The sequence below is a fragment of the Olleya aquimaris genome (genome assembly GCF_003259525.1).
In the GTDB taxonomy this organism is placed as follows: domain Bacteria; phylum Bacteroidota; class Bacteroidia; order Flavobacteriales; family Flavobacteriaceae; genus Olleya; species Olleya aquimaris.
The window spans coordinates 1-2,284 of sequence record NZ_QLLO01000015.1 but is presented as its reverse complement, the minus strand read 5'-3'; the positions used below and the strand labels follow the sequence as shown (position 1 = coordinate 2,284).

Annotated in this window: 3 protein-coding genes; all 3 read left to right on the top strand. The window is 31.6% G+C overall.

What is annotated here, in order from left to right:
* Positions 1 to 122: 122 nt before the first annotated feature.
* Positions 123 to 989, top strand: coding sequence for a hypothetical protein (locus tag LY08_RS13395; RefSeq protein WP_111660940.1), 867 nt, complete (start codon positions 123 to 125; stop codon positions 987 to 989).
* A 126-nt stretch (positions 990 to 1,115) separates the two neighbouring features.
* Positions 1,116 to 1,820, top strand: a complete 705-nt coding sequence (locus tag LY08_RS13390; protein ID WP_111660939.1) for a hypothetical protein — start codon at positions 1,116 to 1,118, stop codon at positions 1,818 to 1,820.
* 149 nt (positions 1,821 to 1,969) lie between these two features.
* Positions 1,970 to 2,284 (top strand): hypothetical protein (locus LY08_RS13385; protein WP_211305937.1); only part of this gene is annotated, 315 nt, incomplete at its 3' end.

The window sequence follows — 2,284 nt, the reverse complement described above, 5'->3', positions numbered from 1 at the left end:
TCTTAATTGTCGTGAAATTCTGCCGAATTTCACTTATGGCTAGTTTTTATTTATTAAATTAGTTGCTTAACAACGCAAACTAACCATACACAAAAGCGTTGGCAACCATTTGAACAAACTTAATGGCAATACAAGATAAAATCACTCAAATTTGGGTAAAAGCTACAGGAAAAAAGATAAACCCGAATGATTTTGAGTGGCTAATTGGACCTATAGGAAATACAGATATAATTAAAGATAAATTCATTTTCGAATTAGCAGAAAAAGAGGATTTGGAAATTCAAAAAAACTTACCAAATTCTGGACTTCTCGAAAGAATGGAACAAATCGGAATTTCCGACCAAGATAAAATCCGTTTAAACGACAAAGTTGCGGACTTTTACGAAAATACATCGAATTACGATTTTGAAGTTTGGTCTGAATGGAAAGGTATTTTTAAACCATTTGGTAAACTTCTTTATTTGATATTTAGCAAACGACTTCAGCAACTGAATTTACCACTGAATTCTATAGACACTGCAAAAGGTCTAAAAAGCGAAATAATTAAATTAAAGAATAAGAAAACAAAGGAAACCAAATGGACTATTTGGTATAGAACAATAAAAAGCACAAACGATGTAATTTATTCTGGAATTTATACAACTTGTAAAAATCCGAATTACGAAAAGCCACTTCTTAAAGTTATATTTCCACTACCAAATGGAAATGCTTCTGTGGTTATGACAGAGAAAGTCGAGAAAGACGGCTCTCTTCTACTCTGCTCTGATGGAAAAAAATTTGGAGACAATGGATTCTACTTTACATTGACAAATGAAAAGGGAGAATATTGGGCGAGATTTGTAAAGTCAATGCACGAATGGATTAGAGTTTACGAAGACGATGAAAATGTTTTGAGAGCTGACCACAATCTGAATTTTTATGGAATTCGTTTTCTGAATTTACATTATAGAATGAATAAAAAAACGGTTGCCAACAACGTGTATAATTAATTGCTTGGTTTTAGCCTACTTGGAAATTCCTTCGGAATTTCCTCTGGTTCGTTTTTGTTTACTAACTTAGTCCTAGCCAACGCAACTAACCATACACGAACACGTTGTGTGTAATTTGAGAAAATAATGGAGAAACCTTGGATGACAGGACCAAAAGAATTATTGGTTCACGGAATTTATCATTTAAACCAATCGACTGACTTTGACCTTCGAATGGGAATGATATGTATTGACAATTCTGTTGAATTGATGATTAAAACTTATCTCGGACTTCCAAAACGAGTTACACAAATTGAGAATTTAAGTAGGAATAAATACAATGAAATTATTCAGAGTTTCCCTAAACTAATTGATGCTCTTGAGGAATATTGCTCTGAAAAATTGACCGGAATTGACTTGGGAGATATTGAATGGTTTCACAGATTGAGAAACGAACTTTATCACAATGGAAACGGAATAACAGTTGAAAAAACAAAGGTTTTAATTTATGCAGAAATTGCAAAAAATCTTTTTTACAACCTATTCGAAATTCCAATCTTGGAGGAAGACGAAATTCCAGACGAAAGTTTAGTTGGAGAATACATTACAAACTGGATTAAATTCGAAAAACTATTGAATTCTGAAAACGGAAGATTTATTCCGCCATTTAAGAAAATAAGAGAATTATATGATAGTGGAAAGATAAATGACAAAACCTATCGAGAATTTGCTGAATTGAATAAATTCAGAAACGACTTGGTTCACGGACAAAAAGAACCTGAAAAGAAGAGTTTAAAAATAATGAACGAAATATTAACTAAATCAGTAGAAATACTGACACATATAATTTAAAAAAACTACACACAACAATGGCTATAAGTAATTGCTTGTTCTCGCATACTTTGGAAATTCCTGCGGAATTTCCAACTTGGTGTGTACTTCAAAGTTAATCGCTAAACCACGCAACTACTCATAGCCGAGACCGTTAGCCATAATTAAGAATGACCAGAACTTACATCATATTTTTACTTCTATTAATCGGATGTAAATCTGAAAAAAAAGAAGACTACTATTCTGAAGAAAAAAATGAAATTGAACATATCGATTTTAATCTTCCGACTTTTGGAAAATGGACGGAATGTTACGCAGATAAATCAGTAAAATTATACTTTGACGAATTATCAATTTCTGATAAGTTTAAAACTCTAGGAGTTTATTTAAACAATTATACATTTTCAAAAAAAGACAGTCTAGATGTTCTCGATTTTGAAGATTATGCTGTTTTTATGATTAACAAAAATGAGCAAAAATGGAAA